Here is a 23,770-nt window from a genome sequence, read left to right as displayed (position 1 = left end):
GGCACAAAAAGCGAACAGCCTGTGCCTCCGTTTGGCCTTAGAGCCGCCCCGGCGGTGGCGGGGGCGGTCCATCATCGTCATCGTCATCCGGCGGCGGGGGCCTCCGGTGATGATGGGGCGGGGGCCTATCGTCATCGAGGTCCGGCGGCGGGGGCTGGAAACGATGAGGTGGCGGGGGCGGTCGGTCGTAATCCTCGTCGGGCGGTGGCGGTCGCCTATCGTCGTACGGCTGAGCGGCAACGCCAGCCGTAGCGAGCACGAGCAGGTAGGCGCCTCCATCGTGGTTTGGTCCGCCCATACAGCGTGTGAGATGGCCCGAACGATCCATGGGCCAACCGCTGATTGGAGCAAGCTGAGCGAAGGAGATGCACCGCATCGTCATCACGTGCGCTACGGAAAAGAACCAGGGAAAGGCCCTTGCTTCAACAAGGCAGGCGCCGAACTGGGACGACGTACAAGAGATCTCTAAAGGTCGCCGGAATAATCCTCAGGAGCAACAGGGGCTTGATCGCAAAGCCGCCAGATTTCCACGAAGCAGGTGGCGTAGCCTGCCAGGAAAACGGCGGTCCAGTGCATCGACGTATCCTTCCCTAATAGGTCGCTGTCGACGTTATAGGCGCGAGAGCTTGACCTTACCTAAACGTGTCTTTCGTACGAGTTGCAACCCTCATGGGCCGTGTTTGCTCCATGCTGCGGCAATCGTTCATAGGAAGCGCCGGGGCTACGCTCAGGAGGAACGGCTATCAAGATGCAGCGGATCGCCGTTCTGAGCTAGCTACCGCCGAGGCCCTATGTCCAAACCGAACCAAACCTTATTCGCGTCCGTCGCTATTACTGGATTTGGGCTTGGATTAGCTGGCCTCAAATATTGGCTGACGGGGTTCAGCGAAGAGTTCGGCGTGGGCGTAGCTATCGGCCTACCGCTTGGCAGTGGCCTCGTTCTCCTAGATGTTCGGTCCCGGCATGTGGTGTGACGGATCGAGCCTGAAGCGTTCGGGCTCTTTTGTCCAGGTCTGGCAGATGAACTCGTAGGGCGTGAGGCCGCGCAGGGTCTTGCGCTGGCGACCGTAGTTGTAGGCATCCACAAAGAGCTGCAGGTGCTGCCGGAGTTCGTCGTGGTTAGCGTAATTGTAGCGCTTGACCGTGGCGTCCTTGATGGTTCGGTTCATCCGCTCAACTTGACCGTTCGTCCACGGGCAGCGCGGTTTGGTCAGGCGATGCTCGATCTTCGTCTGCTCGCACGCCCAATCGAACGAGTGCCAGCGGTAGATGCGCGGCCGATCCTGGGTCGCCCAGTAGGCCGCCGCCCGGAAGCAGACGGGCGGAAAACCACCCACCTCGGTCATTCGGCAGCCGGCGCGCGGACGTACGAAAAACGAACGTTTTCCTTACAAGCTAGTCGGACCCCTCCCCGGTGTGACCTTGATTGCTATTTGGCACTGATTATCAGCGCTTTCTGGCACTCCAGCATGCCTCAATCCGGCTCGATGAGTTCGATGCGGTTGCCGAAGGGATCGTCGACATAGCGGCGCTGGTATCCAGGCAGCGGCTCGTCCTCGACGACAGGGTACCCCGCTCGCTCCAACCGCTGCACCAGTGCGGCCAGATCGATGACCGACAGGGCAGGATGAGCCTTCCGGGCCGGGCGGAACTCCCGTTCGACGCCGAGATGGACCCGCAAAGCGCCCCGCTCGAACCAGCAGCCTCCCCGCTTCGCGAGACGGGGTGGCTTGGCCACCTCGGGGATATCGAGCACGCCCTCGTAGAAGTCGCGCGCCATCTGTTCCTGCCCGGGCGGCATCGCGAGCTGGACGTGGTGCAATCCTTCGATCCTCATGGTGCCTCCGTTCAGGCGGCAATGATCGCGGGCGTGGCGGGCTGGCGCTCCAGGGTGCGATAGACCGTCGGCCGGGAGATCGAGAACAGCTCGGCCAGGTCGCTGATCGCGTAGTCGCCGGTGTCGTACATCCGGCGCAGTTCCTTCTGCTGGCGATCGGAGAGCTTGGGCTTCTTGCCCCGCAGCTTTCCCTTGGCGCGGGCCACTGCCATGCCCTCGCGCGTGCGCAGCCGGATCAGGTCCGCCTCGAACTCGGCAAACGTCGCCAGGATGTTGAAGAACAGCTTGCCCATTGGGTCGGTGGGGTCGTGCACGCTGGCGCCGAGCTGGAGCTTCACACCCCGCGCCGCGAGCGCGTCGCCGATTGCGCGCGCGTCCGGCACCGATCGGGCGAGCCGGTCGAGCTTGGGCACCACCAGGGTGTCGCCGCTCCGGACCGCGGCCAGCGCCTGGTCGAGGCCGGGGCGGGCTCGGTTCGTCCCGGTGAAGCCCTTATCGGTGTAGATGCGATCGGCCGCCACTCCGAGCTGGACCAGCGCCTGACGCTGGGCGGCGAGGTCCTGCTTGTCGGTCGAACAGCGGGCGTAGCCGATCAGCACATGCGTCATGAGCGGGACTGTAACGTACAGGGTCCCCTCACCGCAATTTTTATCGTACCAGTCGATTGAGACTCGGACTGCGAAGGCGGATCGAGCCTACGGGGATGGATCGGCCGCGCGTCCGCTCACCGATCCCCTTGCGGACACAAAGGGGGAACCACGATGCAGCTCAGGGGAGCCAGCTTCTTGCGTAACTGACATTCAAAGTTCGTCCTGGCATGGATCGAGGCTTATGGCGTATGCTTATGCCCATGGCACACGATGGAGACGTCCCATGAAAGCGAGGGTGATGCCTGACGGGCGCGTGAGCTTGCCGGCCGATTTACGCAAGCGGCATGGTCTTGCTCGTGGCGGTGAGGTCATCGTCGAGGATATGGGCGACGCCATCGTGCTCCGGACCCTCGATCAGGTCGTCGCCCGGGCGCAGGCCTTGAGCCGTAGACTGGTCGGTGACACGGCAGGCGCGACCGTGGCGGATTTCCTCGCGGATCGCGCTCGTGAGGCTGAAGCCGAATGACGGGCGTCGTCCTCGACGCGTCCGCACTACTCGCGCTCTTGCTAGGGGAGCCGGGAGCGGATCGGGTGAAAGCCGCGCTCGACGGCTCGGTCATGACGACCGTCAATCTGGCCGAAGTCGTCAGCCACTACGCCAAGCTCGGCGCGGCGCGCGCGGAGATCGACGCGTTGTTACGCCCCTTGCCGATCCGGTGGGTCACCGTCGATGCCGCGCTGTCGTACGAGGCCGGCATGCTGCGCCCTCTCACTGTCGAGGGTGGTCTGTCACTCGGGGACCGATATTGTCTGGCCCTTGCCAAGCAGGAAGATCGGCCTGCCCTTACCGCCGAACGGCGTTGGACGACGATCGCCGAGGCCGCCGATGTTGTCGTCGAGATGATCCGCTGAGAGCCTTTTTAAATCGACAAAACGAATATGGGCCCCCGAATGTCATCGGTGAGTCGGTCAGACCCGTGCGAGGATGATGTTTGTTCAAGAATAGAAACGCTTACGAGTTTTCCTGAAAGAAATGACATTGTTTCAAATTCCGCCCGACCCGCTCCTTGTTTGTCGAGATGCGGACATGGTTCCGGCACACGGTTTGGCTCGAGCATATATTCCGGGATGCGGCCCTGTCGTACGCTCGGCAAGGATCTCTCGCGAGTGGAATTTGTTCGTGCTTTGCCCGGCATTGGCTGGCGTGCGGTGTCCCCGGAGCGTAAAGGCTGGCGTCTTGATTTTCGGGAGCACGCACTTGTAGATCTCAGGCCGATTAACGATGCCCTCCACCAATCCCGCCCATCACCTCGCGCGCCTTACGGATGCTGCCGCGACACTCAGCACGCCTGCGGAGGTCGCGGCATGGAGTACCGCGGTATCGGCCGAAATTGAACGCCTCCAAGCCAAGGGGATGCGGCTTCGCGAAGCTGCGCTCCGTTCGTCGAACCAACGCAGGATCGCCAAGGCCGATGGCTTCTGCACTGCCGTGGAACCCGAGTTGAACCGTGCCGCTGTCGCCGTGCGCGCGGTCAATACAATGTTCTTCGTCGATCCGCCGAGCACAGCGAGACATTAGCCGCAGGGTCTTATACAGAGTGCATCCCGGCGAAGCCTCCTTATGCTCGACAGCAAGGCCACGGCGGTTCTTACAGCTAAGACTTGACAGTTCAGTAATCGTGCCATGCTTCAGAGCGCCCCGCACGGCGACTTTCACGGGCGACATCGACGAGGAAGCGCCTCCCAGAAGACCGATCGTTTTTACAGAACGGAAACATCGAGAGGTTCCGTTGGATCGAACTTTCAAGCTCGACGATGGTGGAGAACGCCAGAGTGGAGCCCCCCTTGATCCAAGACGCGTTTTTGCCCCCGGTCACCGAACAGGATCGTCCGCATTGCCGCGGCGGTGCTACGGTGGCACAGGAGAAGACGAATGCTCGTCCGCCGGGTGGTGAGTGGTCCCCCGACCGAGACAGGGACGCCCCGACACCAGGCCTGGAGCCGCGGCTGTTCCCGTACATCTGGCGCCACTCGAAGCGCGACCAACTTGCCATCTGCATGGTCGTCCTGGCCTCGGTGCCGTTCTACTTCGCCTCCCTCGACCTGCCCAAGCGCATCGTCAACGACGCGATCATCGGCAAGGCGTTCGCCCACGGCGAGGCGACCGCGCCGTTCCTGAATTTCGAGATCGCGTGGCCTGCCTTCCTCGGTGGCGGTTGGACCGAGATTTTCAATGGCTTCCACGCCGACCGCCAGGGACTGTTGCTCTGGTTGTCCGGGCTGTTCCTCATCCTCGTCCTGATCAACGGTGCCTTCAAGTTCCGGATCAACCTGCAGAAGGGGGTTTTGGGTGAGCGGATGCTGCGCCGCCTACGCTTCCAGCTGTTCTCGCTGATGTTGCGCTTTACCCCTGAAACCCAGCGCGAGGTGAAATCCTCTGAGACCGCGACCATCATCCGCGACGAGGTCGAGCCGATCGGCTCCTTCATCGGCGACGCGATCGTGGTGCCCGCCCAACTCGGCACGCACGCCGCGACTGCGCTGGCCTTCATTCTGATGCAGAACGTGTGGCTCGGACTGGCCGCCGGCGCGATAGCCGGCGTGCAGATAGCCGTCATTCCTCGGCTCAGGCACGCGATCCTACGCCTCAGTCGTCAGCGTCAGATCGAGTCTCGCAACCTCGCCGGCCGTGTCGCGGAGGTGCTGGACGGGCTCGATGCCGTGACGGTCAATGACAGCGTCCGCTGGGAGAGAGCCGAGATCAGCGGCCGGCTCCATGGGCTCTATGACCTGCGCCTGCAGATCTATCGGCGCAAGTTTGCGATCAAGTACCTCAACAACCTGCTCGCACAGGTGACACCGTTCCTGTTCTATGCCGTCGGCGGCCTGCTCGCCCTTAAGGGCGAGCTCAGCATCGGCCAGCTGGTCGCGGTTTTGGCAGCTTACCGCGATTTGCCTCCTCCCCTGAAGGGACTGATCGACTGGGACCAGCAGCGCCTGGACGTTGAGGTGAAGTACGAGGCGATCGCCGCACATTTTGGTGCACAGCGCCTGCGGCTGGCCGATGCGACTCGATCGGATCTGCCGCAGGACCAAACCCGCGCCGTGACGTCGGATGGGCTCGTCCTGCGTGACCCGAAGGAGGGTCGGTCGGTGACGATCGCGGACCTGCACATCGCCCTGCCGGCGCAAGTCGGGCTTCACTCGCCCGGGACCGGCCTCGCGCACCAGTTCGCACGCGCACTTGCCGGGCTGCAATCACCTGTGGCCGGGGCGGTCTCCATCGGCGCCCTCAACCTTGTAACGGCCGGGCGTGCCGCACGAGCGCGGCGCATCGGTTACGCCGGCCGCGATCCGGTCCTGTTCCCCGGCACCATCCGTGACAACCTCGTCTATGGACTGCGCACAGCCCCACAGTCGGACCTGGAGGACACTCGGCCCCTGTTCGAGGCGCATCGCGCGGGCAACTCCCCAGACCCAGTGGACACGCAATGGGTCGACCTTGCCGCGCTCGGTGCGTCTGACACCCGCGCGCTCGACCTGCGGATGCTGGATCTGCTTTCCCGACTCGGCATGGATGAGGATCTCTACCGGTTCGGCCTGACCGCGACCTCGCGCTGCGAGGGTACGCCTTTGGGCGAGCGCATGATTGCGGCGCGCCGGCACCTGCACCGCCGGCTCGTCGCCACCGGCAAGACTGATCTCGTCCTGCCGTTCGAGCTGGAGGAATACAACCAGCGCGCGACAGTTGCGGAGAACCTCCTGTTCGGCGTGCCTACAGATCCAGCCCTCGTTGGCCAACGCCTCGCGTCGGAGCCGCGCTTCCGCGCTGTGCTGGCGGAACATGGCCTGCTCAGAGACCTCGACCGTCTTGGCGTAGCGGTCGCTCGCACGCTCGTCGAGATCTCCCGGGGCCTTCCGCCGGGACATGCCCTGTTCCGTTGCCTCCCAGTGATCGACCAAGAGGCTCTACCCGAGATCGAGCGACGTCTCGCCGTTCTCGGAGATCGCGCGCTTCCCGATAGGCCCGGCGACGACGTCTTCCTCACCCTCGCACTGTCCTATATCGAGCCGTCCCACCGGCTCGGGCTGCTGGACAGACCGTTGTGCCGGCGGATCGTGGGTGCACGCGGACCGCTCCAGACGCGGCTGCATTCGGGAGGCAAGCCCGATATCGCGCCGTTCGATCCGGGCCGCATCAATATGCGCAGCTCGATGCTGGACAATCTCCTGTTCGGACGCATCGACACGACGCAGATGAACGCCGAAGTCGACATCCAAGAGCACGTCCGAGCCGCCGTGCGGCACTTCGGGCTTGAAGGCGACGTGCGGGTCCGCGGGCTCGACTACGGCGTCGGAAACCGTGGCCGGCTCCTCACGGTGCGGCAGCAAGCGTCGATCGAGCTTGCCCGTGCCGTCCTGCGCCAGCCAGATCTCCTCGTTCTGGACGGCACGCTGCGGCACCTTGAGGACTGTGCAGGCGTGATCGAGGCGCTCACGTCGGGCCCGCTCGCGCCTGAGAGTCTTCTGGTCGTGACGGACACAGCCGAGGAAGCGGCTCTATTGCCGGTCCAGGTCACGGTAGAACGATCCGGTGCTGTGCACATCGCGCAAGCATCCTCTCCTGTGGTACTGGCCTGACGCGTATGGCTGGAAGAGCAGGCCTTCGCGTCGCTTGGCGTGGCCAGGACAAGCAGGGTGGGCCATCGTGCGACGTCGTCGGCGATGACATCCGAACTGCCGAGGCGGAGGGATATTGCAGCCGCCGCTCCTTTGTCCAGACTTCGCCATCGGTACCAGCCCTATCGGTATCCAGCCGAAGAGCCGGCGAACCTTACAGATCAAAGGCCCGGTCACGTTTTGAAGTATCGACGGCTAGGCACGCACGAGCAGTTTTCGTAGCGTACGGGTGTCGATGCCCAGCACACGCGCTGTGGCGCAGATGTCATCGGCCATGACGCGCAAGATTTCCTGAGCGTGGCGTCGGGTGACAGCTTCCAGCGAGCTGTCCGGCGCACCGCTGAGCCTACATCCGTCCGGTAGTTTGCGCAGGATCGCATCGATCTCGGCGGTTGCCGCTGGCCGAGCCAGGAAATCGGTCGCGCCCATGCGTAAGGCGGTAACTGCACCTTGGAAGGTGGCATAGAACGATAGGACGACGATGCGGGCAGCGGGATCTGCTGTGACGAGCCTCGGGATCAGGCTGACTCCGCTGCCGTCCGACAGCTTGTAATCGATGATGGCGAAGTGTGGCTGTTCAGCCGCGATGATCGCGGATGCCTCACCGAGAGATGAGGCCACCCAGACGTGGTAGTCCAGTTCGGCCAACTCCCGCCCTCGTTGCTCTCGGCTGACCGGATCCGCGTCAGCGAGCAGGAGGCATCCAGGCCGCTCATGCGCCGCCATCGGGCATCGAGATGTTCGTCCCACCCAATCCACCAAACCTTTATCCCGACGCACCCAGTTCAATCCTCCAGCTTGAGCCCCGCCAGCGGCTACGTCTTGCAAGCGACATTGCCCGTTCAGAAGGTGATGGATTGAAGGCAGATTGACCTAAGTATTTGTCGTTCCGGGCCGTGAGTGCGCGCGTCAGATGCAACTATAAATCGAACTTACTATTATCTATCTAAGAACATTTTGGCGACATCTTAAAATATCCGGAGTTGACCTGAACAGCGACCACCCGGTGACAGGTTAGGCTTTGCCGCGCTTCCCAATCCTCGATCGTCAGATTGAGTGAATCCGGCCAGCTTTCCGCGGGTACATCCAGCACCAGAAGACGGTCCGTGACCGTGTAGAGGTCATGACGCAACTCCTCCAGTTGCGCATATGTCGGCTTGGGTATCGCCGAGATCGCGCAGCCCTTCGTCAATCGTGCCGTCCATTCGGCAGCTTGATCGTTCGCCTGGATCCTAGTCATGATCAGGGCCTGTCCTGTGTAGCTTCGCAATCATACCGCCCCGGAAGAAAAGCGGCATGCTGCGGGCGCCCCGAGCGCAATGCCAGGAAAGAAGCGCCGGTCGCGGGCGTCCAGACGATGCGCACGTGGGTGTTGATCAGGTTGGTGCGAACCAGAGCTTCGAGTTAAGCCCGGTCGAACATCCGCTCTTCTACCCCCGGAACTAGGTCGCCGCGGCAGCAACCGCTACCCACAGCGTCAGTCCAGGCGGATAGCCGTTGACCTGAGCAATCAAACTGGGACTGCGGTTTGTCATAGGAGCCTCGTGGTTCGGACCAAGGATCTCACCCGGAAATGGTTCGATCCAACGCATTTTTACGCTGACTCTGATCTGAAAATTCGATTATCTCTAGGCCGCTCGGTTCAGCGATGTGGACCTTCGGTTCTGCTAAGCCGAACGTCTCAGTGCTCAAGTCGAGGACGCGAGCCAGGATCCCACCCGAGGTGGCTACATGACCCTCGACCAACTCCGGATTTTCGTGGCGGTCGCCGAACGCGAGCATGTCACGCGTGCCGCTGAAGCGCTCAATCTGGTTCAATCCGCCGTCAGCTCGGCTGTCAGCGCCATCGAGGGGCGGCACGCCGTCAAGCTCTTCCACCGGGTTGGGCGCGGCATCGAGCTCACCGAAGCAGGTCGCCTTTTCCTCGGGGAGGCGCGGGCCGTGCTCGCCCGCTCAGAGTGTGCCGAGCTGGTGCTGGCTGAACTCAGCGGACTTCGACGGGGCACGCTGAGCATCCAGGCCAGCCAGACGATCGCGAGTGACTGGCTGCCCCGCTACCTGGTCGCCTTTCGCCGTGCCTATCCGGAGATTACCCTCAATCTGACGGTCGGCAACACCACTCAGGCCGCGGCCGCTGTGCGCGAGGGTGGGGCCGAACTGGGCTTCGTCGAAGGCGCGCTCGACGATCCGGCGCTGACCAGCACGACGGTGGCCGAGGATCAGCTCATGCTCCTCGTCGCCCCTGACCACCCCTGGGCAAGGCGCAGTGAGCTGTCGCTGGACGAGCTTGCGGAGGGCAGCTGGGTGTTGCGCGAGCCGGGCTCTGGCACGCGCTCGGCCTTCGAGGAGACACTGGCCCAGCGCGGTTTCAACCCGACACGTCTGACGGTGATGCTTGAACTGCCCTCGAACGAGGCGGTGCGGTCCGCGGTCGAGGCGGGCGGTGGCGCGACCGTGCTCTCGGCCTGTGTGGCTGCGGCAAGCCTCAAGGCCGAGACGCTCTGTCATGTACCGTTCGACCTGCCGAAGCGGGCGTACCGGATGCTGCGTCACAAGGAGCGCTACCGCAGCCGGGCCGCCGACGCGCTCCTCGACCTGATCAAGGCCGCTCCTGCGAGAACGGCCTGACTGCTAAGGCTGTGGTTTCATGCTGGCGAGGTAATCGACGATAGCGGGCACGTCCGTATCGTCGATCGGTGCTTTGTAGGTGTGGATCATCTTGTTAACCGTCTCACTCCATTCAGTCCTGGAGCGCTTGGGTTGAGTCAGCACCATCGCGGCCGAGTGGCAGGCCAGACAGTTGTTGTTGATTGCCTCTGCCTCGTGGCCGCCCGGGAAGGTCCGGTCGCTCTGCGGCAGCTGGACCGAGACAGACTTGAACCGCATCGCCTCGCCAGCCAGGGCGGCTCCTCCGACGAGCGAGACGGCGAACAGCGCGGCGAGCGCGAGGCGGGGCAGGATCATCGGGGACATGCTCTGCTCCTCGCCTCAGGATGCCACGACGGGCGTGGTTTCGGCCACGCTGCGCATGAAGCCATTCGGATTCCAGGTCGGCTCCAGTGGCTGGGCCACGCCCTTCGTATTGGTGCAGCGGACCTTCAGTTCGTGCCGGCCAGCGATTAGGGCAGGAAGGCTCGCCTCGAAGCGACGGAAGCTGTAGCTGCCCTCGTCTTTGCCGAGAGCAGCGGCAAGCCAGCTCTGCCCGCCATCAGAGGAGACCTCGACGGTCCTCACCCCACAATCGCCCCCAAAAGCGATGCCCCGCAGATTGAGCGGAGCCTCGGCCTTCACCAAGGCGTCAGCCTTGACGTTGGTCAGCAGGGAACGCGGCACCATCCGGTTGATCGGCACGGTGGCGTAGCCGGTCTCTCCGGGCCGGACATTCGCGCCAGGAGTGGCGGGGATACGGTAGGCGGTCTTCGTCCAGAACTGCTCGTCAGCATGATCGAGCACCTCGATGTCGGACAGCATCTTGACCCAGTAGGTCGAGTACCAGCCTGGCACGACGAGCCGGAGCGGGAAGCCGTTGAGCAGTGGCAGCTGCTCGCCGTTCATCGCGTAGGCAATCATCACCTCGCCATCGCGGGCGTGATCGAGATCCAGAGACTTCTTAAAGTCGGGCGCGTCGGCGACCACAGGCTCGTCGAGGCCATTGAAACGCACCTGCACGGCGCCAGCCTTCACGCCGGCCCGGTCGAGCACGTCCTTGAGCCGCACGCCGGTCCAGAGCGCGTTACCCATGGCGCCGTTAGCCCATTGCGCGCCGGAGACACGCGGCTCGAACAGACCGCGCGAGTTGCCCGAGCATTGGTTGACCGCGGCGATCTCGAACTGCGGCAGGCGGGCGATCTCGTCGAGCGAGAGGGAGAGTTCCTTCTCGACATGGCCGTGGATCTTGAGGCGGAAGCTCGGGGCATCGACTTCGGTGGGGATCGAGGCCCAGTGCCAACGCACGTAGAAGCGGTCGTTGGGGGTGAATACACCCTGGTCGAACACCTCGAACGGCGTCTCCAACAAGGGTGGGCGGGTGCGCTGCAGGATCATCGACCCCTTACCGGGAAACCCCGTGGTGAGGTCGCGCGCGTCGGGGCCGCCGGGCAGCGGTAGCCTGACTGAGCCAGTGGCCCAGGCAGGCGCGGCGGCACCGAGGCTGCCGAAGCCGAGACCGGCGAGGACTACACGACGTGACAGGGCGTGGTGGTTCAAGGGTGTTCTCCGCCTTGCGGGCGCGGCGCACTGAGCACCCGCACCACGATGTGCAAGGGATATCTTCTCTACAGCGTGTCTTCCAATAGAATATTCTTATATTTTTAATCGATTTTATAGATCATTATTCTCGTCGATCGAGGAGCATCTACGGGCTGGTACTGGGCACAGTGTGCTTCCCTTCAACGCTCCGCTGGTCGCTACATGCCACGACGCAGCCAGTATCGGTAACCTCTTAAGAGGTGCTTTGGCACTCGCTGCCAACTCTGTAACTAGGATTGCCAGCATAGTTAATCTGCTATTATTCGCAGTTATGGCGAACATCTATCGATATCTGACTTAAAAATCCGCATCATATAAACGTAGAGTCAGTAAAAGCTAGGAGATCGGAAGTCTTACCTTCGAGATACCGGCCAGATCTTCGCGGAGGTCTATGGTTGAAACCACGGAGGCTGCGTGCCGCTCGGCACCGCGTTCGGGTGGGCGTCAGCTAGGCAAGGCAAAGCCGCTCATGCTTAGCTGGGCTAGAGTCCCCACGCGCTGGCGTTCCGGTAGAGCATGTACCCCGCTACCGCGAAGATGACCCCGGCAAAGATCCGATTCAGGAGCCTCTTTTGGTTGGCCAGCCGGCAGGCCAGCCGCATGCCGATGAAGCCTCCGATGAGGCCCCCCGCGATGAACTCCGCGGCCACGACCCAGTCCACCAGGCCCGACAGCGCGTAGGACGCCGCCGTGGCCAATCCGAAGGCCCCCACGGCGAGGAGCGACGAGCCGACCGCGTTGATCATCGGCATGCCGGTGGCGAACAGGAGCCCCGGCACGATCAGGAAGCCGCCGCCGATGCCGAAAAACCCCGACAGCATCCCGACGGCCAGGGCCGAGGCCACGACCTTCGGCACCGACACCGGCGCATGCTCGTCGGCAGGGCCACCGTCACTTGCCGGACGCAGCATCAGGCCGCCGACCACGACCATCAGCACGGCGAACAGGAACAGCAACCTCTCTCCGTCGAACGCCTTGCCAAGGGTCGATCCGACGAGGGCCCCGAGCACCCCGACAAGCGCAAAACCCGCCGCGCAGCCCCATCGGACGTTGCCGGCCTTGGCATGGCCACCGAGGGTCATGAAGGCGTTCGCCGACACCGCCAGCGCCCCGGTCCCGATGGCCAGGTGAGGTTGGGACATCCCGACGACGTAGAGCAGAAGGGGCGTCGCCAGGATCGACCCGCCGCCGCCGATCAGCCCGAGCGTAAAGCCGACGCCACCCCCAGACAGCAGGGCGGGAAGCGCGCTCACCGTCGGACCTCGCCGGTTCGTGGCGTCATGCCCGGCGTGAGACGAAACAGAACCATGCCCGCGAGCATCGCGACGACGAACACGCCGATCGAAGGCAGGCCGAGGGTAAGCGCCGCCAGTGCCGGACCGGGACACAGGCCCACTAGGCCCCATCCGATCCCGAACAGCGTTGCGCCGCCGACCAGCCGGGCGTCGACGGTGCGTGTCGTCGGGATGTCGAACCGCGGGGCCGTCGCCGGTTTCCCCATCCAGGCCGCCATCACGTAGCCGAGGGCGGAGACGCCGACCGCACCGCCGAGGACGAAGGCGAGGCTCGGGTCCCATGGCCCCGCCACGTCGAGGAACCCGAGAACCTTGGCCGGGTCCATCATGCCTGAGATGGCGAGACCGAGGCCGAAGAGGAGGCCGGCTAAGAGGGCGACCGCCAGACGAAGGGCGCCGGTCATGTGCCGATCCCATGACGGACAATGAACACCGTCACTGCGGCCACGACCATGAAGACGGCCACCGCCGTAATCGAGCGCGGCGATAGCCGGGCTATTCCGCACACCCCGTGCCCGCTTGTGCAGCCCGACCCGAGGCGGGTGCCGTAGCCGACGAGGAGGCCGGCCGCGATCAACATCGGCCAGGACGCCTCCATCCGGACTTCGGGCCAATGCCCGGCCTGCATCCGATAAAGGATCGGGCCGAGAAGCAGGCCGACGAGGAAGGCACCGCGCCAAAGGGTGTCGCGTCTGGATGGTCCAAGCAGACCGCCAGCGATGCCGCTGATGCCTGCGATCCTCCCATTGCCCAGGAGCAGGACGACGGCGGACGCGCCGATGAGGAGGCCACCCACGAGCGGCGACAGGAAGGCGCTCACGCCCGACTTCCGACCAGCCCGAACATCGCGGCCTGCTGAGGGCGGGGGCGTCCGGCAGGTGCCGCCCGCATCGCGGGCAGGCTGTCCGGCGCGGCCGAGTAGATCCGGCGAAGCTCGTTCAGCACCGCCACGACCCTCGGTTCCGTGACGCGATAGAAGACGGACTTGTGCTCCCGCCTGGTCGAGACGAACCCGGCCTCTCGGAACTCGCCGAGTTGTTGCGACAGGGTCGGCTGCCGAATGCCGAGTTCGCGCTCGATGTCGGTGACCGAGCGTTCGCCCTCCAGCAGGAGGAAGGCGATGCGCAGCCGGTTGGGGTTCGCCAGGACCTTGAGCGCGTCGCCGATCCGAAGCGTGAGCTCCTCCGTCAAGGGGCGGTCCTCCCGAAGGCGTCGAGGGGGATCTTGAGGTAGCGCTTGCCGTTCGCCTCCGGCTCGGGGAGCCGACCGCCGCGAATGTTCACCTGCAGGGCGTGCAGGATCAGCTTCGGCATCGGGAGGGTCGCGTCGCGGGCCTTCCGGACGGCCACGAACTCGTCCTCCGTGCCCGCGGCGACCATGTGCGTGTTGGTCGCCCGCTGCTCCGCGACCGTACTCTCCCAACGTGGCTCCCGGCCACCTTGGCCGTAGTCGTGGCCGGTGAAGACACGGGTCCCGTCCGGAAGCGCGAGGATGCGTTGGATCGAGCGCCAGAGCCTCGCGGCGTCGCCGCCGGGGAAGTCGCAGCGCGCCGTCCCGGAGTCCGGCATGAACAGCGTGTCGTGGACGAAGGCGGCGTCTCCGACCACGACCGTGATGGAGGCGAGCGTATGTCCCGGCGAATGCATCACGCGGGCGTCGAGTTCGCCGATCTGGAAGGTCTCTCCGTCGGCGAAAATCCTGTCCCACTGCGAGCCGTCCGTGGGGAAATCGGCGGGCAGATTGTAGATGCCCTTCCACAGCGCCTGGACGTCGACGACGTGCTCGCCCGTCGCCGTCGGGGCGTCGGTGGCCTCCTTCAGGTACCGTGCCGCCGAGAGGTGGTCGGCATGGGGGTGGGTGTCGACGATCCACTCGACCCGCAATCCCTCGCCATGGACATAGGCGAGGATCGCATCGGCCGATCGCGTCGAGGTGGTCCCCGCCTTCTCGTCGAAGTCCAGCACAGGATCGATGATGGCGCAGCGGCGCGTCACCGGGCACGACACGACGTACTGGACGCTGCCGCTGGTGGCCTCGTGGAAGCCCTGCACGACGGGTCTGGGATCGGGGCCGGCCATGGTCATGCGCTCCCCAGTCGGTAGTACCAGTCCGACGCCCCGGTCTCGGGCTGGGCCGTGATCTCGTCGAAGGTGAGGGGCGGTGCGACGATGACGGGGTCGCCCGGCATCCAGCCCTCGGGGGTCGAGACGTCGGCCGCGTCGGTCGCCTGGAGGGCCGCCACCAGGCGCAGGACCTCGTCGACGCTGCGGCCCACGGTCATCGGGTAGGACACCGTCGCCCGGACGACGCCCTGCGTATCGATCACGAAGGTCGTCCGCACCGTGGCGCTCGACGTCGCGTTCGCCGGGAGCATGCCGTAGGCCCTGGCGATGCCCATCGCCGGGTCCTCCACGATGGGGAACGGCACGCGCACGCCGAAGCGATGCTCGATGCTGTGCTTCCAAGCGAGGTGGGAGGACAGGCTGTCGACCGACAGGGCGAGCAGGTCGCACCCGAGCTCCCGGAAGCGGTCCGATGCCTTCGCGAAGGCCACGAACTCGCTGGTGCAGACCGGCGTGAAGTCGGCCGGATGCGAAAAGAACACCAGCCAGCGCCCTCGGTACATGTCGAGCGAGCGCTCGCCCATCGTCGTCCTCGCGCGGAAGGGAGGCGCCACGTCACACAGGACGGGCGGGCCCGCGGCATTGACCACGTCAGGTCGGACGATGTCGCTTTCTAAATTCATGAAATGACGTATCCACGGCACAGATCCATCGATGACATGACAGTGCAGGCCCTTGCGCGCCCTGTCAATATATGTTCGTCTTGTGACTTAGAAGTCGATATATATTAATATATATTGATCGGATCGATCACTGCCCGCCCGGAGGTATCCATGGACGCGAAACGGATCACGCAGGACCTCTCCGTCTCGGGGCAGCTTGCGCCGAGCGAGGTCGGTGCCATCGTCGAGGCCGGCTTCCGCTCGATCATCTGCAACCGTCCTGACGGCGAGGCCGCCGACCAGCCGGCCTATGAGGAGGTCGCCACTCAGGCTCGCAAGGCTGGGCTGGAAATGACCTACCTGCCTGCCGTGTCAGGCGGCATCACCGAGAACGATGTCGCCGCCTTCACCGAGGCGATGCGCACCTCGCCGAAGCCCGTGTTGGCCTACTGCCGGACCGGCACCCGTTCGGCGACGTTGTGGTCGCTCGCCGAAGGCCGGCGTGGTCGTCCGCTTCCGGACATCCTCGCGGCGACGAAGGCCGCTGGGTATGACATGGCCGGCTCCGCCCGGCGCATCGCGGCCGGGAGGCGCTCGCCGAGCGACGATGGCGGGACGAGCTATACCGTGGTCATCGTAGGGGCCGGGGCGGCCGGCATCGCTGTCGCCGCGAGCCTGAAGGTGCGCAAGCCCGACCTCACGGTCGCGATCATCGACCCGGCGGACGTGCACTACTACCAGCCTGGTTGGACCCTGGTCGGATGCGGCGTGTTCACGGCCGACGAGACCGCCCGCACGATGGGGTCGCTGATTCCCGAGGGAGTGCATTGGATCAAGGCCGGCGTGGCGGCCTTCGAGCCTGACCGTAAGGCGGTCGTCCTGGAGGACGGCCGCGTCGTCCGCTACGACCGGCTCGTCGCGGCCCCGGGCCTGAAGTTGAATTGGGATGGGATCAACGGGCTCGCGGGTACGCTTGGGCGGAATGGCGTCACGTCGAACTACCGCTACGACCTCGCGCCCTACACTTGGGAACTCGTGCAGGGCCTGCGGAAGGGGCGTGCCGTGTTCACGCAGCCGCCGATGCCGATCAAGTGCGCCGGTGCCCCCCAGAAGGCGATGTACCTCTCGGCCGACCATTGGCAGCGGGCCAGCCTGCTGGGCGACGTAACGATCGATTTCTTCACAGCCACGCCCACTCTGTTCGGGGTCAAGGAGTACGTGCCGCCCCTGATGGAATACATCGAACGCTACCGGGCCGGCCTGCACCTGAGGCACAACCTCACGCGAATTGATGGGCCCGGCCGTCGGGCCTGGTTCACCCGGACCGGCGTGGACGGCGCGACCTCCGAGGTCGAGACGGACTTCGATATGCTGCATGTCGTGCCGCCGCAGCAGGCCCCGGACTTCGTGCGGGCTTCGCCCTTGGCCGACGCCGCCGGGTGGATCGAGGTCGATCACGCCACCCTCCGTCACGCGCGCTTCCCTGATGTCTACGCCCTGGGGGACGCTTGCAGCGCCCCCAACGCCAAGACCGCCGCGGCCGCGCGCAAGCAGGCACCCATCGTGGCGCACAACCTCCTGCATGAGATGGGCTTCGTGAAGGAGCCCGAGGCCGTCTATGACGGCTACGGCTCATGTCCGTTGACGGTCGAGCGGGGCAAGATCCTGCTCGCCGAGTTCGGCTACGGCGGCAAGCTCCTCCCAAGCTTTCCGTCTTGGTTCATCGACGGCACGAAACCGAGTGCTATGGCTTGGTTCCTCAAGGAACGCATGCTTCCGCCCATCTACTGGAGCGGGATGCTCAAGGGCCGGGAATGGATGGCCAAGCCGAAAGCCGCCGCCTGATCCGCCACCGCACCACGAACATCGGAAGGAAGATGCCCATGAGACACCGGACGTTCACCGTGGCCCTGTCGCTGTTCGCCATGATGGCAGCTCCCACCCTGGCAGCTGGTGAGGTACCAGACGGCGACCCCTGCGAGGTGCTCGTGGCCAATACGCGCGCCATCGTGCCGGGCGCAGTGCTGCGCGCGCGGCCGGTCGGCGTCCTGCTGATGCAGGACGAGCACGGGACGGACGAGAAGATCGTCGCCGTGCCGGCCGCGCGCCTGACCCGCCGCTACGATGCCGTGCGCGACCACACCGACCTGCCGGAGATCACGCGCCAGCAGATCCAGCACTTCTTCGAGCACTACAAGGACCTGGAGCCCGGCAAGTGGGCGCGGATCCTGGGCTGGGACGGCCCGGCGGCCGCCCGCCGGATGATCCGCGAGGCGATCGAGAGCGCCAGTAATCCCGCTTCGGCGGGATCGGCCTGACGAAGCAGGATCGGTCAGGGCCGCGTCGCCATCCCTGCGCGGCCGGACCGCGCGAGGGCGACAGCAGCGAGGCCGAGAAGGGCCGCAGAGGCGAAGAGGCTGTACAAGCCGACCCAGACGTATCCGCCTCCGCCCAACGCCCCGCCGCCCGCGAAGGCGCAGAACAGCAGGCCCTTGCGCACCGCCACGTCCGTGAGCGCCGCGCGCCGCCCGAGGCCGCGCCGTGCCAAGGCGCCGAGCGCGTCGCCGAGGTCGGTCAGCGTCCCGGTGACGTGGGTGGTGCGGATCGTCGGTCCGAGCAGGCGTGAGCTCGTCGCGTTCTGGAGGCCCATCGCGAAGGCCATCGGCGCCAGAGCGAGGATCGGTTCCGGTGCGGCGGTCAGCAGCGTCGCGGCCAGGGCGAGCAGCAGCCCTTCGACCGCGAGCAGGCCCGCCAGAGTCCGCCGGGCCGCCCGCGCGGCGAACGCCTCGGCCACGAAGCCGCACAGCGCGGCGCCGGCGACGAAGCACAGGATCGCGAGGATGCCGAGTGCCACCGGGCCCATGTTCGAGAGGGCGTGCGCGACGGTCTGCGAGGTCGTGCCCGACATGTGCGCCGTGTAGCGGCCGAAGGCGAGGATGCCGGTGGCATCCGTCGCGCCGGCGATGCCGGCCAGCAGGGCGGCGAGCCAGTCGATGCCACGCAAGGTGGGGAGTGACTCGGATGCGGGCTCAGGCGGCATCGCGTTGCGCCCCTGACAGGCCCAGCAAAAGCCAGACGGCCGCGAGTTGCATCGGCATGCCGGCTGCGAACATCACGAACCCCGCCCATTTCTGGTCGACGAGCGGCGGCACGTTCCATCGACAGATGACGTCGAGATAGGGCGTGTAGAGGACGTCGGGGCTGAGCATCCACACGACGGCGACCGCGGTCATCGGGACGCTCGCGATCCAGAGGAGCAGAGCCACCCGCCAGGCCGAGTGGACCTGACGCGTCGCCGGCATCGCCTGCGCCCACATCATGAGGCCGGTCCCGAGTTCGAGCAGCCCGAGCGGGGCCGCGTACAGCGCGTTGGCCAGCGTCGGTTCGAAGATGCCGGGCAGGCTGACCGCGACGCTCAGGGTGCAGAAGGCCGTAAACGCCAGGATCGGATCCAGCGTCGCGGCGAGGAATCTCGCCGCGCGCGGTCCCGGGCGGTCGAGGGCGAGGAGAAGGAGTGGGGGAGCGATCTGGTTGAGCGCCATCAGAGCGGCGGTGTAGCTCGCCATCGAGGCCAGCGGGTCGCGTAGACCGAGGCTGGCCACCACCGTCACGACGATGCCCGTGGCACCGGCCGCGCGGCGGAGGGAAGGAAGCGCTCGCTCAGGCATCGTGTAGAAGGACGCTGAGATCGTGAGCGAGCGCGATCGGATCCTGGGTTTGCGCGTATCCGTAGCGGAGGCGGCGAATTCCGCCCGGATCGACCACCGTCACGAATGAGCTATGGTCGAAGAAGCCACCTTCCGCCTTCCGCCACGTGACGCCCCATGCAGCGGCGGCCCGCGCGACCGCCGTGGGCGAGCCGGTCAAGCCGACGAAGGGCGGGCTGGGACCGAAGCTTCCGAGGTAGCCTTGCAACGCCGGGGCTGGATCCGCCGCGGGGTCGAGGCTCACGAAGGCTACACGCACCCTTGCGGCCTCTCCGGCGCTCAGGTGGGCGAGCGCGGCCGCCACGTCGGCCAGCGTCGTCGGGCACACGTCCGGGCAGCGCGTGTAGCCGAAATAGACCAGGACCAGGCGACCGTGCTCGGCGGCGAGGTCGAACGGCCGGCCATCGGTCTTCGATAAGGCGAGCGGCGGCGTCGGACCGGCGGGGACCGGCGTACCGATGAGCGCACCGCCGGAGCGTCCCCACCGCAGCGCGACGGGCGACAGCGTGATGAGCGCGACAGGCGGCAGCGCGCTCAGGACGGCCCGTCGCGTGATGCCGGCACCTCTCACCAGACGACCCACCCGCGGGCGGCGGTGACGTTCCGGAGGAATGGCCAGAAGATCGGCACATAGGCCGCGGCGGTGGCGAGCGCGGTGAAGGCGGTGATGAGCCCGAGATGCTCCAGGGCGCGGGCGAGCTTCGAGGCTTCCTGATGGGCGACGATGCCGACCGGCTCGCCGCCGTCGAGGGCGTAGCTCTCGCGGCCGCCGAAGGCCTGGGCGAAGGGGATCGCCGGGCGCCGGTCGAGGCGGCGCGTGCCGAGGCTGCCGAGGAAGACCGTGTAGAAGGCGATCGTCGCGAGCCACAGGATGCAGCCGCCCACCGCCACGAGGATCAGGGCGAGATGGGCGTCGCCGTAGACCCGGTCGTAGACCGAGCGCGGCAGCATCGACACCCAGGCCCGGCGCGGCACGCCGAAGAGGCCCGCCCAGTGCATGCCGAGGGCGAACACCGACATCCCGGTAAACCACAGCCACGCGGCCGCGAGCGCCAGCCGCCGGCTGAGGAGCGCGCGGCCGGTGAGATGCGGCAGCATCCAGAATGCCACGCCCATGAAGGTCAGCGCCGAGGCGGTCCCGACCGTGATGTGGAAGTGGCCCGGCACCCACGTGGTGTTGTGGACGATGTTGTTGAGCTCCCAGCTGCCGTTCACGATGCCGCCGGCCCCGCCGAAGATGAAGGTGAGCATCGCCAGCACCTGCGCGGCGACACTGGGGTCGCGCCAGGGCAGAGCGGTGAACCAGCCGAGCCAGCCCCGGCCGCCGCGCAGTCGCCCGGCGTATTCGAGGCTGAGCCCGATGGTGAAGGCGGTGACCAAGCTCGGCAGCGCCACCGACAGGGTGAGCGCGGTGAGGATGCCGCGCCAGACCGGCGAGAAGCCGGGATCGGTGAACTGATGGTGGCTGCCGACTGGCAGGGAGAACACGAGCAGCAGCGCGAAGGTCAGCCGCGCCATCGGGTCGGACACGAGCTTGCCGCCGATCTGCTTCGAGAGCAGCCCGTACCAGCTCACGTAGGCGGGCATCAGCCAAAAGTAGACGATCGGGTGTCCGGTCCACCAGAACAGGGTGCGGGCCACGATCGGGTCGACCGTATCGGTCAGCCCCAGCGCCCACGGGTTGAGCTGGACGACGAGCTCGATCAGCGCGCCGCCCCCGGCCAGCGCCCACATCAGCATGGTCGTCAGGCTCATGTAGGTGACGAGCGGCGTGACCTCGCCGGGCCGGCGCGCCTTCCAGCGGGCACGTAGGTCTAGGAGGATCGGCAGCGGCATCAGGCTGCCGAGGACGACCAGCGTCATGCCGAGGTAGAACCACGCGCTGCCCTTGAGCGGCGGATAGAACGTCCACAGCACGCTCGACGAGTTGTCGAACATGGCGAGCAGCAGCATCAGCGTGCCGAGCGCCATCGTCGCGAAGCAGCCGCGCCACAGCGCCATGCTCGGCGCGAGCCCGAGTTCGCGCGCCGGCAGATAGACCAGCAGGCCGCAGGTCACGAAGAACGTGAAGATGTAGGCGTTGAGCACGCCGTGGATGGTCAGGCCCTGGTAGTAGGACTTCAGGATCGGCGTGAGGGCCGGGTAGGCGTTGATGCCGCCGTAGTTGAGCGCCTGGAGCGGGCCGATCATCGCCCCGATCATCAGGGCCGAGAAGCCCCAGACCAGGAAGGCCAGCATCGTGCGCCGCTGCGGCGCCAAGACGTCAGCGGGTGCGGCGACGGAAGCCGGCAGCGTGCCGGGGATCGCGGTGGCGGTCATGCCGGATCTCCCGTGACGACGATGCGCCCGAGCATGCCCTGATGCTCCAGCCCGCAATACTCGTTGCAGACGATGTTGAAGGTGCCGGGCCGGTTGAAGGTGTAGGTGACGCTGCCGGTGATGCCCGGCACCGCCGTGACGTTGACGGTGGTACCCTGGATGGCGAACCCGTGCAGCACGTCGGCGCTGGTCACGCGGAAGGTGACGGTCGCGCCCTTGGGGATGCGCAGCGGGCTCGGGCTCCAGCGCCAGAGGTGGGCGACCACGGTGACGGTGTAGGCGTTCGGACCGGTCTTCACGATGCTGCCCTCGGGGGTATCGAGCGCGGCCGGATCGCGGCGGAAGCCGTCGGTACGCACGACGATTCCGTAGGCGTAGACGACGAGGAACATCGTGCCGGCGAGCAGCAGGGTCAGCATCGTGACGGCCAGGAAAACCCAAGCGCGCTCGTGGCGCTCCGCGGCTTTGTGAAAAGCGTCCTCGAAGGCGGACGACGCGCCGGTCTCGCTCATCGCGGGTTCTCAGCTCCGGGTATGGAAGACCAGCGCCGCCAGGCACCAGACGACGACGATCGAGGCGACCAGGAAGGCCGCCACAACCCAGGTGCCGACCGGCCGCACGGGTTCGGTCGGGGCGGACTCCTCCGCGGGCGACGGAGGAATACCCTCTCCGCTCATCACTTGTGCTCCGCCTTGGAGGCCGGGACGGTGCCAGCCGGGGGCGTCACCTTCGGATCGCCGAGCACGGCGCCGTCGACCGTGCGGCCGTACATGGAGTTCGGGTTGTCGTGGAACTTGGCACGCGTCTCGGCCACGTCGCCGGTGAAGCGCGGATCCTGCGGGCGGACCTGGCTGTCGATGTAGGTCGCCACGTCCCAGGATTGCTGCGGCGTCAACGTCCCGCCCATGCCCAGCGGCATGTTGGCGTGGATGAACTCGGCGGCGTTCTTGATCGAGCCCATGCCGGCGCCCCAGTTGAACGAGCGCGGACCCCAGAGCGGCGGGAACACAACCTTGCCGTCGGCCGACTGGCCGAGCCCGTCGGCTCCGTGGCAGGCGGCGCAGTTCTCGGCATAGACCTGCGCGCCGCGGGCGTAGTCCGGCGCCAGCGCGGGCTTAGGGAGCGCGGGGAAACCGCGGCCTTCGGGCTTCTCGCCGGTCGGCAGGCCTTTGGCGAGGAAGAAGGAGTAGCTTTCCAGGGCGACGAGCACCGGGTCGCCGAGCGGGGGCACTTTCCCGTTCATGCTGTAACGGAAGCAACCCTGCAGGCGCTCCTGGAACGAGTTCACATGACCGTTCTTGGACCGGTAGGCGGGATAGGAGACGTAGGCCGCCCACATCGGCGCCGAGCCGGCCAGCCGCCCGGCGTCGAGGTGGCAGTTCGAGCAGCGCAGGTCGTTGCCGACATAGGCGGCCGCGTGTTCCCCCGGCTCGCGGAAGATCTGCTCGCCCAGCCGGACTTCGTCGCCGAACTTGCCGGCGGGAATCGCGTCCTCGGCCGGCGGCGTGAAGGGCGCCGGCGTCTCCGTTGCCCCGGCCGCACGCGGGAACCACGCCGTCTCCGCGGCCAGCCCCGCCACGGCCAGGGCCGAGACGGCGCAGGCGGTCGCGGCCGCTTGCATGAACCTCATGGCTTCCCTCCCGCCGTGTTTTCGATCGTCTCGCCCGTTTTCAGGCCGGCTGCGTAGGCGGCCACCGCCTCGATGTCGGCCGGGGACAGGCGCGCGGCGATCGCCCGCATGTATGCGCCGCGCGGATCGCGGATGTCGCCAGCGCGCCAGCGATGGAGTTGCTCGGCGATGTAGGGGCCGGACTGGCCGGCCAGCCGCGGCGTGAAGCTGCCGACGCCGACGCCGTTCGGGCCGTGGCACTGGGTACAAGCGATCAGGCCTGTGCGCGCGTCCCCGCGCTGGAACAGGGCCATGCCGCGATCGAGCTTGGCGACCGGCTCCGGGATCGGATCGACCGGTGCGGGGATGGGCAGGGCCGCAAAATACTCAGCGACGGCCCGGCGCTCATCGGCCGAGAGCGAGGCGGCGTAGGGGGCCATGATCGCGTTGGCGCGTACCCCCGTGGCGAAGTGGCCGAGTTGGTCGGCGATGTAGGAGGCGTGGAGTCCGGCCAGCCGTGGGATGCCCACGTCCGCCTGTCCGGCGCCGTCGGCGCCGTGGCAGGCGGCGCAGGCCGGCCGTCCGGAAGAACCGGGCTGCATCGCGACGGTCGCGCCGGTAGCCGGATCGTCCCCCGCGAAGACTGGCGCAGGGGCGAGGAGCGCGAGCGTCAGGGCGAGGCCTGCGCGAGACATCCAGCCGCCCATGCCCACGAAGCCCCACCACGCAGACGTATTCGAGCAGCCTGTCATCACGTGTG

The 23,770-nt window shown here is 66.3% G+C and carries 27 protein-coding genes and 1 pseudogene; 7 read left to right on the top strand and 21 right to left on the bottom strand.

What is annotated here, in order from left to right; translation table 11 throughout:
* Positions 1-944 precede the first annotated feature (944 nt).
* From AAHF99_RS24055 to AAHF99_RS24045, 3 genes and pseudogenes are all read right to left on the bottom strand, one after another.
* A pseudogene (locus tag AAHF99_RS24055) lies at positions 945-1,271 on the bottom strand (integrase core domain-containing protein); the annotation flags it as partial.
* Positions 1,272-1,474: 203 nt separating this feature from the next.
* Complete coding sequence (locus AAHF99_RS24050; protein WP_342166897.1) at positions 1,475-1,837, bottom strand: VOC family protein; 363 nt, start codon at positions 1,835-1,837, stop codon at positions 1,475-1,477.
* Positions 1,838-1,848: 11 nt separating this feature from the next.
* On the bottom strand, positions 1,849-2,445 hold the full coding sequence (locus AAHF99_RS24045) for a recombinase family protein (protein ID WP_342166896.1): 597 nt from the start codon (positions 2,443-2,445) through the stop codon (positions 1,849-1,851).
* Positions 2,446-2,710: 265 nt separating this feature from the next.
* On the opposite strand from AAHF99_RS24045, the gene AAHF99_RS24040 reads away from it, so the two are divergent.
* The 4 genes from AAHF99_RS24040 (at position 2,711) to AAHF99_RS24025 (ending at position 7,068) form a co-directional block, all read left to right on the top strand.
* Positions 2,711-2,953, top strand: coding sequence for an AbrB/MazE/SpoVT family DNA-binding domain-containing protein (locus AAHF99_RS24040; RefSeq protein ID WP_043075148.1), 243 nt, complete (start codon positions 2,711-2,713; stop codon positions 2,951-2,953).
* Entirely contained in the window at positions 2,950-3,339 is a 390-nt protein-coding gene (locus AAHF99_RS24035) for a type II toxin-antitoxin system VapC family toxin (protein ID WP_007568961.1), read from the top strand. The genes AAHF99_RS24040 and AAHF99_RS24035 overlap by 4 nt, the downstream gene beginning before the upstream one ends.
* 370 nt (positions 3,340-3,709) lie before the next feature.
* On the top strand, positions 3,710-4,006 hold the full coding sequence (locus AAHF99_RS24030) for a hypothetical protein (protein WP_128755108.1): 297 nt from the start codon (positions 3,710-3,712) through the stop codon (positions 4,004-4,006).
* A gap of 266 nt (positions 4,007-4,272) precedes the next feature.
* Positions 4,273-7,068, top strand: a complete 2,796-nt coding sequence (locus AAHF99_RS24025; RefSeq protein ID WP_342166895.1) for an ABC transporter transmembrane domain-containing protein — start codon at positions 4,273-4,275, stop codon at positions 7,066-7,068.
* 234 nt (positions 7,069-7,302) lie between these two features.
* Here the strand turns inward: AAHF99_RS24025 and AAHF99_RS24020 are convergent, their stop codons facing one another.
* Positions 7,303-7,833, bottom strand: a complete 531-nt coding sequence (locus AAHF99_RS24020; RefSeq protein WP_039904502.1) for a response regulator transcription factor — start codon at positions 7,831-7,833, stop codon at positions 7,303-7,305.
* 220 nt (positions 7,834-8,053) lie between these two features.
* Positions 8,054-8,347, bottom strand: a complete 294-nt coding sequence (locus AAHF99_RS24015) for a hypothetical protein (RefSeq protein ID WP_128755109.1) — start codon at positions 8,345-8,347, stop codon at positions 8,054-8,056.
* Positions 8,348-8,838: 491 nt separating this feature from the next.
* On the opposite strand from AAHF99_RS24015, the gene AAHF99_RS24010 reads away from it, so the two are divergent.
* On the top strand, positions 8,839-9,735 hold the full coding sequence (locus tag AAHF99_RS24010; protein ID WP_007568968.1) for a LysR family transcriptional regulator: 897 nt from the start codon (positions 8,839-8,841) through the stop codon (positions 9,733-9,735).
* Positions 9,736-9,738: 3 nt separating this feature from the next.
* On the opposite strand, the gene AAHF99_RS24005 is transcribed toward AAHF99_RS24010, so the two are convergent.
* The 8 genes from AAHF99_RS24005 to AAHF99_RS23970 all read right to left on the bottom strand — a co-directional run bounded on the left by AAHF99_RS24005 (position 9,739) and on the right by AAHF99_RS23970 (position 15,396).
* Positions 9,739-10,080 carry a hypothetical protein gene (locus tag AAHF99_RS24005; RefSeq protein WP_007568969.1) on the bottom strand — a complete coding sequence of 114 codons (342 nt, stop codon included), beginning with the start codon at positions 10,078-10,080 and terminating at the stop codon, positions 9,739-9,741.
* A 15-nt stretch (positions 10,081-10,095) separates the two neighbouring features.
* Positions 10,096-11,313: a molybdopterin-dependent oxidoreductase gene (locus AAHF99_RS24000; protein ID WP_007568971.1), complete on the bottom strand. Its 1,218-nt coding sequence runs from the start codon at positions 11,311-11,313 to the stop codon at positions 10,096-10,098.
* Positions 11,314-11,837: 524 nt separating this feature from the next.
* Positions 11,838-12,608 (bottom strand): sulfite exporter TauE/SafE family protein, encoded by a 771-nt coding sequence (locus AAHF99_RS23995; RefSeq protein ID WP_007568973.1) that lies wholly within the window; start codon positions 12,606-12,608, stop codon positions 11,838-11,840.
* Positions 12,605-13,054: a YeeE/YedE family protein gene (locus AAHF99_RS23990; RefSeq protein ID WP_007568975.1), complete on the bottom strand. Its 450-nt coding sequence runs from the start codon at positions 13,052-13,054 to the stop codon at positions 12,605-12,607. The genes AAHF99_RS23995 and AAHF99_RS23990 overlap by 4 nt, the downstream gene beginning before the upstream one ends.
* On the bottom strand, positions 13,051-13,470 hold the full coding sequence (locus AAHF99_RS23985; RefSeq protein WP_007568976.1) for a YeeE/YedE family protein: 420 nt from the start codon (positions 13,468-13,470) through the stop codon (positions 13,051-13,053). The genes AAHF99_RS23990 and AAHF99_RS23985 overlap by 4 nt, the downstream gene beginning before the upstream one ends.
* Positions 13,467-13,841 carry an ArsR/SmtB family transcription factor gene (locus AAHF99_RS23980; RefSeq protein WP_007568978.1) on the bottom strand — a complete coding sequence of 125 codons (375 nt, stop codon included), beginning with the start codon at positions 13,839-13,841 and terminating at the stop codon, positions 13,467-13,469. Before AAHF99_RS23980 ends, AAHF99_RS23985 begins: the two co-directional genes overlap by 4 nt.
* Positions 13,838-14,734 (bottom strand): MBL fold metallo-hydrolase, encoded by an 897-nt coding sequence (locus AAHF99_RS23975; RefSeq protein ID WP_085985826.1) that lies wholly within the window; start codon positions 14,732-14,734, stop codon positions 13,838-13,840. Before AAHF99_RS23975 ends, AAHF99_RS23980 begins: the two co-directional genes overlap by 4 nt.
* Positions 14,731-15,396 (bottom strand): peroxiredoxin, encoded by a 666-nt coding sequence (locus AAHF99_RS23970; RefSeq protein WP_043075144.1) that lies wholly within the window; start codon positions 15,394-15,396, stop codon positions 14,731-14,733. The genes AAHF99_RS23975 and AAHF99_RS23970 overlap by 4 nt, the downstream gene beginning before the upstream one ends.
* A gap of 150 nt (positions 15,397-15,546) precedes the next feature.
* Here AAHF99_RS23970 and AAHF99_RS23965 point away from each other — a divergent pair, with 150 nt between their 5' ends.
* On the top strand, positions 15,547-17,220 hold the full coding sequence (locus AAHF99_RS23965) for a bifunctional protein tyrosine phosphatase family protein/NAD(P)/FAD-dependent oxidoreductase (RefSeq protein WP_007568984.1): 1,674 nt from the start codon (positions 15,547-15,549) through the stop codon (positions 17,218-17,220).
* Positions 17,127-17,693 carry an inorganic diphosphatase gene (locus tag AAHF99_RS23960; RefSeq protein WP_370881423.1) on the top strand — a complete coding sequence of 189 codons (567 nt, stop codon included), beginning with the start codon at positions 17,127-17,129 and terminating at the stop codon, positions 17,691-17,693. The genes AAHF99_RS23965 and AAHF99_RS23960 overlap by 94 nt, the downstream gene beginning before the upstream one ends.
* Positions 17,694-17,707: 14 nt before the next feature.
* Here the strand turns inward: AAHF99_RS23960 and AAHF99_RS23955 are convergent, their stop codons facing one another.
* The 8 genes from AAHF99_RS23955 to AAHF99_RS23920 are packed head-to-tail and all read right to left on the bottom strand — an operon-like array spanning position 17,708 to position 23,705.
* Positions 17,708-18,379, bottom strand: coding sequence for a YoaK family protein (locus AAHF99_RS23955; protein WP_052311458.1), 672 nt, complete (start codon positions 18,377-18,379; stop codon positions 17,708-17,710).
* A gap of 25 nt (positions 18,380-18,404) precedes the next feature.
* The gene (locus AAHF99_RS23950) at positions 18,405-19,043 is read right to left on the bottom strand and encodes a cytochrome c oxidase assembly protein (RefSeq protein WP_007568989.1); all 639 of its coding nucleotides are present in this window, start codon (positions 19,041-19,043) and stop codon (positions 18,405-18,407) included.
* A complete protein-coding gene (locus AAHF99_RS23945) occupies positions 19,036-19,653 on the bottom strand; it encodes an SCO family protein (RefSeq protein ID WP_007568992.1) in 618 nt (205 codons plus the stop codon). The genes AAHF99_RS23950 and AAHF99_RS23945 overlap by 8 nt, the downstream gene beginning before the upstream one ends.
* The gene (locus tag AAHF99_RS23940; RefSeq protein WP_007568994.1) at positions 19,650-21,401 is read right to left on the bottom strand and encodes a cbb3-type cytochrome c oxidase subunit I; all 1,752 of its coding nucleotides are present in this window, start codon (positions 21,399-21,401) and stop codon (positions 19,650-19,652) included. The genes AAHF99_RS23945 and AAHF99_RS23940 overlap by 4 nt, the downstream gene beginning before the upstream one ends.
* Positions 21,398-21,913: a cytochrome c oxidase subunit II gene (locus AAHF99_RS23935; protein WP_007568996.1), complete on the bottom strand. Its 516-nt coding sequence runs from the start codon at positions 21,911-21,913 to the stop codon at positions 21,398-21,400. The genes AAHF99_RS23940 and AAHF99_RS23935 overlap by 4 nt, the downstream gene beginning before the upstream one ends.
* A gap of 9 nt (positions 21,914-21,922) precedes the next feature.
* The gene (locus AAHF99_RS23930) at positions 21,923-22,078 is read right to left on the bottom strand and encodes a hypothetical protein (protein WP_007568998.1); all 156 of its coding nucleotides are present in this window, start codon (positions 22,076-22,078) and stop codon (positions 21,923-21,925) included.
* On the bottom strand, positions 22,078-23,031 hold the full coding sequence (locus AAHF99_RS23925; protein ID WP_007568999.1) for a c-type cytochrome: 954 nt from the start codon (positions 23,029-23,031) through the stop codon (positions 22,078-22,080). The genes AAHF99_RS23930 and AAHF99_RS23925 overlap by 1 nt, the downstream gene beginning before the upstream one ends.
* The gene (locus AAHF99_RS23920) at positions 23,028-23,705 is read right to left on the bottom strand and encodes a c-type cytochrome (RefSeq protein ID WP_039904522.1); all 678 of its coding nucleotides are present in this window, start codon (positions 23,703-23,705) and stop codon (positions 23,028-23,030) included. The genes AAHF99_RS23925 and AAHF99_RS23920 overlap by 4 nt, the downstream gene beginning before the upstream one ends.
* Between the last annotated feature and the right edge of the window lie 65 nt (positions 23,706-23,770).

It is taken from the genome of Methylobacterium litchii, from assembly GCF_038442315.1.
GTDB classification, from domain to species: domain Bacteria; phylum Pseudomonadota; class Alphaproteobacteria; order Rhizobiales; family Beijerinckiaceae; genus Methylobacterium; species Methylobacterium litchii.
Note: the sequence above shows the minus strand (reverse complement) of the source record. Positions and strands in the feature narration are given on the sequence as shown.

Excerpts from the sequence above, each read along its gene's own strand:
- AAHF99_RS24050 (WP_342166897.1), bottom strand. The coding sequence starts at position 1,837 with ATGAGGATCGAAGGATTGCACCACGTCCAGCTCGCGATGCCGCCCGGG.
- AAHF99_RS24045 (WP_342166896.1), bottom strand. The coding sequence starts at position 2,445 with ATGACGCATGTGCTGATCGGCTACGCCCGCTGTTCGACCGACAAGCAG.
- AAHF99_RS24040 (WP_043075148.1), top strand. The coding sequence starts at position 2,711 with ATGAAAGCGAGGGTGATGCCTGACGGGCGCGTGAGCTTGCCGGCCGAT.
- AAHF99_RS24035 (WP_007568961.1), top strand. The coding sequence starts at position 2,950 with ATGACGGGCGTCGTCCTCGACGCGTCCGCACTACTCGCGCTCTTGCTA.
- AAHF99_RS24030 (WP_128755108.1), top strand. The coding sequence starts at position 3,710 with ATGCCCTCCACCAATCCCGCCCATCACCTCGCGCGCCTTACGGATGCT.
- AAHF99_RS24020 (WP_039904502.1), bottom strand. The coding sequence starts at position 7,833 with ATGGCGGCGCATGAGCGGCCTGGATGCCTCCTGCTCGCTGACGCGGAT.
- AAHF99_RS24015 (WP_128755109.1), bottom strand. The coding sequence starts at position 8,347 with ATGACTAGGATCCAGGCGAACGATCAAGCTGCCGAATGGACGGCACGA.
- AAHF99_RS24010 (WP_007568968.1), top strand. The coding sequence starts at position 8,839 with ATGACCCTCGACCAACTCCGGATTTTCGTGGCGGTCGCCGAACGCGAG.
- AAHF99_RS24005 (WP_007568969.1), bottom strand. The coding sequence starts at position 10,080 with ATGTCCCCGATGATCCTGCCCCGCCTCGCGCTCGCCGCGCTGTTCGCC.
- AAHF99_RS23990 (WP_007568975.1), bottom strand. The coding sequence starts at position 13,054 with ATGACCGGCGCCCTTCGTCTGGCGGTCGCCCTCTTAGCCGGCCTCCTC.
- AAHF99_RS23975 (WP_085985826.1), bottom strand. The coding sequence starts at position 14,734 with ATGACCATGGCCGGCCCCGATCCCAGACCCGTCGTGCAGGGCTTCCAC.
- AAHF99_RS23970 (WP_043075144.1), bottom strand. The coding sequence starts at position 15,396 with ATGAATTTAGAAAGCGACATCGTCCGACCTGACGTGGTCAATGCCGCG.
- AAHF99_RS23965 (WP_007568984.1), top strand. The coding sequence starts at position 15,547 with ATGGACGCGAAACGGATCACGCAGGACCTCTCCGTCTCGGGGCAGCTT.
- AAHF99_RS23950 (WP_007568989.1), bottom strand. The coding sequence starts at position 19,043 with ATGCCTGAGCGAGCGCTTCCTTCCCTCCGCCGCGCGGCCGGTGCCACG.
- AAHF99_RS23940 (WP_007568994.1), bottom strand. The coding sequence starts at position 21,401 with ATGACCGCCACCGCGATCCCCGGCACGCTGCCGGCTTCCGTCGCCGCA.
- AAHF99_RS23935 (WP_007568996.1), bottom strand. The coding sequence starts at position 21,913 with ATGAGCGAGACCGGCGCGTCGTCCGCCTTCGAGGACGCTTTTCACAAA.
- AAHF99_RS23930 (WP_007568998.1), bottom strand. The coding sequence starts at position 22,078 with ATGAGCGGAGAGGGTATTCCTCCGTCGCCCGCGGAGGAGTCCGCCCCG.
- AAHF99_RS23925 (WP_007568999.1), bottom strand. The coding sequence starts at position 23,031 with ATGAGGTTCATGCAAGCGGCCGCGACCGCCTGCGCCGTCTCGGCCCTG.
- AAHF99_RS23920 (WP_039904522.1), bottom strand. The coding sequence starts at position 23,705 with ATGTCTCGCGCAGGCCTCGCCCTGACGCTCGCGCTCCTCGCCCCTGCG.